6 protein-coding genes are annotated in these 6,849 nt (G+C 71.2%); 3 read left to right on the top strand and 3 right to left on the bottom strand.

The window, feature by feature from the left end; genetic code table 11:
• Nucleotides 1–186: 186 nt before the first annotated feature.
• The 3 genes from HNV26_RS27250 (at nt 187) to HNV26_RS27240 (ending at nt 4,437) form a co-directional block, all read left to right on the top strand.
• Nucleotides 187–684: a MerR family transcriptional regulator gene (locus HNV26_RS27250; RefSeq protein ID WP_171442196.1), complete on the top strand. Its 498-nt coding sequence runs from the start codon at nt 187–189 to the stop codon at nt 682–684.
• Complete coding sequence (locus HNV26_RS27245; RefSeq protein WP_171442197.1) at nt 681–3,266, top strand: VIT domain-containing protein; 2,586 nt, start codon at nt 681–683, stop codon at nt 3,264–3,266. Before HNV26_RS27250 ends, HNV26_RS27245 begins: the two co-directional genes overlap by 4 nt.
• A 70-nt stretch (nt 3,267–3,336) precedes the next feature.
• Nucleotides 3,337–4,437, top strand: coding sequence for a hypothetical protein (locus HNV26_RS27240; protein ID WP_253817094.1), 1,101 nt, complete (start codon nt 3,337–3,339; stop codon nt 4,435–4,437).
• Between the two features lie 6 nt (nt 4,438–4,443).
• Here HNV26_RS27240 and HNV26_RS27235 read toward each other — a convergent pair whose 3' ends face one another.
• The 3 genes from HNV26_RS27235 to HNV26_RS27225 form a co-directional block, all read right to left on the bottom strand.
• Nucleotides 4,444–5,271 carry an SDR family oxidoreductase gene (locus tag HNV26_RS27235; RefSeq protein ID WP_171442199.1) on the bottom strand — a complete coding sequence of 276 codons (828 nt, stop codon included), beginning with the start codon at nt 5,269–5,271 and terminating at the stop codon, nt 4,444–4,446.
• Nucleotides 5,272–5,365: 94 nt separating this feature from the next.
• Nucleotides 5,366–5,632, bottom strand: coding sequence for a YkvA family protein (locus tag HNV26_RS27230; protein WP_171442200.1), 267 nt, complete (start codon nt 5,630–5,632; stop codon nt 5,366–5,368).
• Between the two features lie 113 nt (nt 5,633–5,745).
• A complete protein-coding gene (locus tag HNV26_RS27225; RefSeq protein ID WP_171442201.1) occupies nt 5,746–6,804 on the bottom strand; it encodes an ABC transporter ATP-binding protein in 1,059 nt (352 codons plus the stop codon).
• Between the last annotated feature and the right edge of the window lie 45 nt (nt 6,805–6,849).

Genomic DNA, 6,849 nt, shown 5'->3' with positions numbered 1-6,849 from the left:
GCGCAACACCCCCGCGCCCTTCGCCCGCCACCAGGCCATGACAGCGAACAAGCGCCGGGTGTCAGGACTCGGCATCAAAACTGTCAAGATGCCACTGAGCGGGGGACCATCACGCAATGGCACTGCTGCTGCCAATTCATCAGTGGCAACTTGACACCATCAATGTCGAGTCCTACTGTCTGAACCGTGAGCACGCCGAAGACACAGAGCGAATGGAAGCTGACGGAGCTGGCCGAGGCGGTGGGCGTCTCGCCGCGGACGGTGCGCTACTACGTCCAACGCGGACTGCTTCCCGCGCCCCCCTTCCGGGGACCCGACACCGTGTACGGGGAAGAGCACCTGGTGCGGCTCAAGGCCATCCGCGTCCTGCAGGCGCGGTTCCTTCCCCTGGATGCCATCCAGGCGGAGTTGCAGCGCTCGAGCCTCGATGAGCTGCGCCAGCTCGCCGACTCGGACGCGACACCCACGCCCCCGATGCACGCGCAGCCGCTACCGGGGCCAGCCCCGGTGGCGCCCCAGCCCGCGCCTCGAAGACCGGCCACGGGCCTGAATCGTTACGAGCGCTGGGAGCTGCTCCCAGGGCTGGAGCTGCACGTCTCGGAAGCAGCGGACACGAAGACCCGGGCGCTCGCGGAACGCGTTCGCGCCCTCATCGCGGAGTTCCAGGAAAGGGAGAAGCCATGACCATCGAAAAGGCAGGGCTGTACACGCGCAACGGCACGCAGGTCCCCCTCCAAGGTGTCGAGGTCACGGGCGAGCTCCTCGGCGGCCACGCGCGCGTCCGCGTTCGCCAGCGCTACCGTAACGAGGAGTACCAGCCGGTGGAGGCCATCTACACCTTCCCCCTTCCCTCGGATGGCACGCTGTCCGCCTTCTCCATGACGTGCGCCGGGCGGCGCATCGAGGGCGTGGTGCGTGAGCGTGAAGAGGCCTTCCGCACCTACGACGACGCCGTCACGGCCGGCCATGGTGCCGCGCTGCTCGACGAGGAGCGCCGCAACGTCTTCACCGCCCAGGTGGGCAACCTGCTGCCCTATGAGGAGACCGTGGTGGAGGTGGAGTTCCTCCAAGCCGTCACCGCCGAGGAAGGCAGCGTGCGCTGGATGCTCCCCACGCTGGTGGCGCCTCGCTACATCCCCGGCGCGACCACGGGCGACCGCACCGGCCACGGCAGCGAAGAGCCCACCACGCAGGTGCCGGACGCGGACCGCATCACCCCGCCCGTGGGCAACGTGCACTACGGCCTGCGCATGGACCTGCTCGTGGACCTGGGCCGCGAGGTGGTGGTGGAGAGCCCGTCCCACGCCATCACCACCACCCGGGAGGAAGGAACCCGCGTGCGCGTCGGCTTCTCGCGCGGCGAGGTGTCACTGGACCGCGACCTGGTGCTGAGCCTGCGCAGCCCGGACAGCAGCGCGGTGTTCACGCCGCTCGTCACGCACCGCAAGGGCGAGGGAGGCCCGGGCACCTTCGCGCTCACCGTGGTGCCGGACCTGCTGGCCATGGCCTCCGCGCCGCCCAAGCAGGAGGTGGTGTTCGTCGTGGACGTCTCCGGCTCCATGGCCGGTGAGAGCCTACCCCAGGCCCAGGCCGCGCTCCGGCTGTGCCTTCGCCACCTGCGCGAGGGCGACCGGTTCAACGTCATCGCGTTCGAGAATCGCTTCCAGTCGTTCCAGCCCGAGCCCGTGCCCTTCACGCAGCGCACGCTCGAAGAGGCGGACCGCTGGGTGGCCGCGCTGAACGCGAATGGCGGCACGGAGCTGCTCGCGCCCATGCGCGCCGCGGTGCAGGCGGCGCCTGACGGCGTCATCGTGCTGCTCACGGACGGACAGGTGGGCAACGAGGCGGAGATTCTGCGCGCCGTGCTCGAGGCGCGGAAGACGGCGCGGGTGTACTCGTTCGGCATCGGCACCAACGTCAGCGACGTGCTGCTGCGGGACATGGCGAAGCAGACGGGCGGAGACGTGGAGTTCATCCACCCGGGCGAGCGCATCGACGACAAGGTCGTGGCGCAGTTCTCCCGTGCGCTGGCGCCGCGTGTCACCGAGCTGGAGGTCCGCTTCGACGGCGTGGAGTGCGCGGAGCTGGCGCCCGCCGAGCTGCCGCCCCTGGTGGATGGCGTGCCCTGGACGCTGATGGGCCGCTATGCCTCCCCCGGGACGGGCACGGTGACGCTGCGTGGGCGCTCGGGACGGGAGCCCTTCTCGCTCACCGTCCGCGTGGACCTGCCCGAGGTGTCGGAACGGCCGGCGGTGGAGAAGTTGTGGGCCGCCGAGCGCATCCGGGGCTGGGAGGCCGCGCAGCTCACCGGCCGCCGCGCGGAGTCCATGAAGCAGCGCATCGTCGAGCTGGCCGTCGCGCACCAGATTGTCACCCGCCACACCTCGTTCGTGGTGGTGGAGGAGCGCAAGGGCGAGCGGCTGACCTCCGGACAGGCGAAGACACGCGTCGTCCCCGTGAACGCGCCCGCCGGCTGGGACATGTTCGGCGCGCAGAAGCAGGAGGAGGCCTCGCTCGGTGGCGCCGCCCCCCGCCGCGGGCGGATGGCCGCGCGGGGCGGCATGCCGCCCCCATCGGCCGCCGCGCCCGCCCCTGGAGCTGCTCGTCCGCTGATTCAAGTGCGGCGCATCACCCCGCCCGGGCGCGCGCCCGCGCCGAGCGCACCCTCCATGGATGCCGATGGCGGCACCACGGACTGGATGCTGATGAGGAGCGAGCGGCGCGAGCAGGGAAAGGCCGACGCCATGAAGAAGAAGCGCCAGAAGGGAGGAATCCTCTCCAACTTCTTCGGTGGCGGTCAGCCTCCAGATTCGCTCAAGGAGGCGGAGTTCGAAGAATCCGACGCGTACCGCGACGAGGCTCCGGCGGCCGAGGGCGGTGTCGACACGGGCGCGGAGGGCCTGCTGTCCCGGCAGCTCGCCAACGGGCTCTGGGCTGGCACCGGCGAGGGTTCCGAGCCCGTGCGACAGGCGCGTGCCACCGCGCTGGCCCTGCTGTCCCTGCTGCGTGAGGGCATCACCAGCAGCCATCCGCTGCATGGCGCGCAGGTGAAGAAGGCGGTGGAGGCCCTGCTGTCCCTGGCCGCCAGCCTGAGCGGCGATGCACAGGTGGCGGAGCTGGCGCTGGGCGTGGCGTGGCTGGCCGCGGCGGGACCGCGCACCCGGGGCCGCATCGAGCAGGCCGCGAAGCCGCTCGCCGGGCTCAACGGCCGGCTGGGCAACGAGGTGGCCCTGCGCGAGCACGTCGATACGCTGGCCACGCGCTGACGCACCGCGAAAAGGCGGCGGCATGGCGGATACATGCCGCCGCCGCGCTTCGCATACAGTGCCGGGCGCCATGACGCTCGCCACACTGCTCCTGCTCTCCACGCTCGCTGCTCAGTCCCCGGACGCCCCGCACACCTCCGAGGAGACAGTCACCGCGCCGCCCCTGGTGTCCACGCCCGATGCCTGTGCAGCCAGCTCCGAGGCGGATTACTCGGCTGGCTTCGATGCGCTCGTGAGCGGCAACGACGCGAAGGCGCTGGAGCTGTTCGAGCGAGTGCTCGCGGCCTGTCCACAGCACCCCCATGCCACCGAACTGGCCCGGCTCTCCCGGACACGGCTCGCGCCTGGGGGGCGGCTGGCCACCGCCGCCGCGAGCGAGGTGGGGCGAGAGCCTCGCTCCAACGCCGCGCGTGCCTCTCTCGTCGTGGTGCAGACGCTGCACGGGGTCGCACAAGGCGTCCTCCTGTGCGCCATCGGAGATTGCAGCGGCCAGGGTTACGCCGCGGTGTCACTGCTGGGCGCCGGAGCGGGCGCCGCCAGCTCGCTGCTGCTCACCCGGGGCGGTGTGACGGACGGACAAGCCGCCGTCATCAACTCCGGCACCGTGTGGGGTTTCTGGTTCGGTGTCGCGACACTGCTCGCCTTCGACCTGGATGGTGACCATGCCTTGGGCGCCGCCATCCTCGGAGGGGCGGGCTTCACCGGCGTGGGCGTCCTGCTGGCGCACCTGGTGAACCCCACCTCGGGACAGGTGTCACTGGCCAACTCGGGTGGCCTCTGGGCGGGCGCGGTGACGGCGCTGTTCCTGGCGACTTCGGACAACTACGACACGAAGGGTTTCTTCGCCGCCGAGCTGGGCGCCACGGCCGCGGGCATCCTGTCGATGGCCATCCTGTCGAAGTACGTGCCGGTGTCCCGAGGCCGAATGCTCATCATCGACGCGGGCGGCATCCTCGGCGGACTGGTGGGCGCGAGCGCCGTCTACCTCACCGCGGGCAATGACGCGGGAGACGCCATCCTCGTGGGCAGCGGCGTCGGCGTGCTGGGCGGACTGGCCCTCACCACGTACCTCACCCGGGACTTCGACGCGCTGGACGCGCCCCAGGTGACGCTGGCACCGCTCACCACCCCGCGCGGGGGCACGGGCGTTTCAATGGTGGGCCGGTTCTAGCCTCGGTCAGCGGCGACGCAGGCCGTAGATGGACATGACGATCTGCTCGAAGGTGCGCGAGGGCAGCACGGTCTTCGCCACCACCGCCACGCGCTGCGCCAGTTGGGCCACCGGGTAGCGCACGCGAGGCGCTCCGCGCTCCATCACCTCCAACACCTTCTTCGCCACGTCCTCGGCGGCGAGCCCCTCGCGCTCGCCGCTCTCGATGGCCTTCAGCGCGGCCTCGAAGCGCTCCTGGTACACGGAGCCCGCGCCCGCCTTCGCGACACACACGCGGTTCCGGGTGAGCTCCGTCCGAACGTCTCCGGGCTGCACCAGCGTCGCCTCGATGCCGAACTCGGCCACCTCCTGGCGCAGCGCCTCGGTGAAGCCCTCCAGGGCGAACTTGCTGGCGCTGTAGAGCGACTGGAAGGGCAACCCCACCTGCCCGCCCAGGGAGCTGATCTGGATGATGCGGCCGGAGCGCCGCTCACGCATCGACGGCAGCACCGCCTTGCACACACGCAGCGCGCCCAGGAAGTTGGCGTCCAGTTGCGCGCGCGCTTCCTCGATGGAGGTGTCCTCAACGGCGCCCGCGAGCGCATGCCCCGCGTTGTTCACCACCACGTCGATGCGCCCCTCACGCGACAGCACCGTCTCCACGGCTCGCTGCACGGAGTCATCCTGGGTGACGTCCAGCGCCAGCATCCGGTAGCCCGGCGGCGCGGCCTCCACGGGACGGCGGCTGGTGCCGTAGACGATGTGGCCACGCGCGCTCAGCAGCTCCGCGCACGCCTTGCCGATGCCGGACGACGCACCGGTGATGAGAACGACACTTCCCTGTGAACCGGACATCCAGGCTCCGTGCAACAGTCTTCCTGGCGCACAAACCACGGGGGCCCGGGCCCCGGCAAGAGCCTCTCCGCCGCGTCACGGGAGACCCGGCGACTCAGACCGTCTTGCTGCGCGCCTGGGCGGCGACACCCAGCTGCGCGTCCTCCCCTGCGATGACGACCTGGTGGCGCTGCACCTCGCGCACCATGAAGAAGGCGGCGGCGGACAACACGCCCAGGTCATCCAGCCAGCCGAGCACCGGGATGACGTCCGGCAGCGCGTCCACGGGCGACAGGAAGTAGACCACCGCCATCACGCCGGCGAGCTTCCGCCAGAGCGCTACGTGCGGGTCGCGCACGTACCGGAAAAAACGGCTCCCCATTCCACGAAGGCCTGCGATGTTCATGCCTACCTCTACGCACGAGGGACCCGGGTGATTGCGGCCTCGGCCCACACCCAGCGTACGCCGTCCGGCCGCCCGGAGGACAGCCAGGCTCAGTCCGGGATGTCCTCCAGCACCATCGCGCGGCCCACCACCTCCAGCCGCGCCCGGTCACCCGCGCGCAGCGGCAGGTCCGGCGCGCCGCGCACGGTGAGCTCCAGGCCGTTGCACGCCACGGTGAACTCGGCGGAGGGGCCCTGGAACTCTCGCGCCAGCACCTCCGCTCGCAGCGCGCCGCCCAATGCGACGCCATCCGTGTCCGGCACCAGTCGCATCGCCTCTGGCCGCAGCGACAGCAGCACGTTGCCCTTCGCCGGCGCGCCCGACACCGGAAGGATGCCGAGCAGCGTCCGAGCGCCATTGCCGAAGCCCACGCCCGGCAGCAGGTTGGTGCCGCCCAGGAAGTACGCCACGAAGGCCGTGCGCGGCGTGGCATAGACGGCCTCCGGCGTGCCCACCTGCTCCACCTGGCCCGCCCGCATCACCACCAGCCGGTCCGCGAAGGCCATGGCCTCCTGCTGGTCATGCGTGACGAGCATCACCGTGGCTCCCAGCGACTTCAGCACCCGCCGCACCTCCATTCGCGTGGACGCCCGCAGCGCGCTGTCCAGGCTGGAGAAGGGCTCATCCAGCAGCAGCACCCGCGGCCCGGGAGCCAGCGCGCGGGCCAGCGCCACGCGCTGCTGCTGCCCACCCGAGAGCGCGTGCGGCATGCGCGACTCGAAGCCCTCCAGGCCGAAGAGCTTCAACATGTTGCTCGCGCGGGCACGGGCTTCCTGGCGCGGCATCGCGGTGAGGCCGAAGGCCACGTTCTCCACCACGGACAGGTGCGGGAAGAGCGCGTAGTCCTGGAACACCATGCCCACGCTGCGCTGCTCGGGCGGCACGAAGGCGCCAGGGCTGGCCAGGGTGCGGCCTTCCAACGTGACGGAGCCGCTGTTGGGGCGCTCGAAGCCCGCCACCAGCCGCAGCGTCGTCGTCTTGCCGCACCCCGACGGGCCCAGCAGCGCCAACACTTCACCGGGCTCCACCGCCAGGGACAGGCGGTCCACCGCGGCGGTACCGCTGGAGGAATAACGAAGGGTGACGTCGTCGAGCGAAAGCAGGGGCATGGCGGGCGGCGCACCCTACCGCGTTCCCGCGGGCCCGGGCGCATT

Origin of the sequence: Myxococcus xanthus (genome assembly GCF_013116825.1) — a bacterium.
Classification (GTDB): domain Bacteria; phylum Myxococcota; class Myxococcia; order Myxococcales; family Myxococcaceae; genus Myxococcus; species Myxococcus xanthus_B.
Note: the sequence above shows the minus strand (reverse complement) of the source record. Positions and strands in the feature narration are given on the sequence as shown.

Coding starts and splice junctions, on each gene's coding strand:
- HNV26_RS27240 (WP_253817094.1), top strand. CDS start 3,337: ATGACGCTCGCCACACTGCTCCTGCTCTCCACGCTCGCTGCTCAGTCC.
- HNV26_RS27235 (WP_171442199.1), bottom strand. CDS start 5,271: ATGTCCGGTTCACAGGGAAGTGTCGTTCTCATCACCGGTGCGTCGTCC.
- HNV26_RS27245 (WP_171442197.1), top strand. CDS start 681: ATGACCATCGAAAAGGCAGGGCTGTACACGCGCAACGGCACGCAGGTC.
- HNV26_RS27225 (WP_171442201.1), bottom strand. CDS start 6,804: ATGCCCCTGCTTTCGCTCGACGACGTCACCCTTCGTTATTCCTCCAGC.
- HNV26_RS27230 (WP_171442200.1), bottom strand. CDS start 5,632: ATGGGGAGCCGTTTTTTCCGGTACGTGCGCGACCCGCACGTAGCGCTC.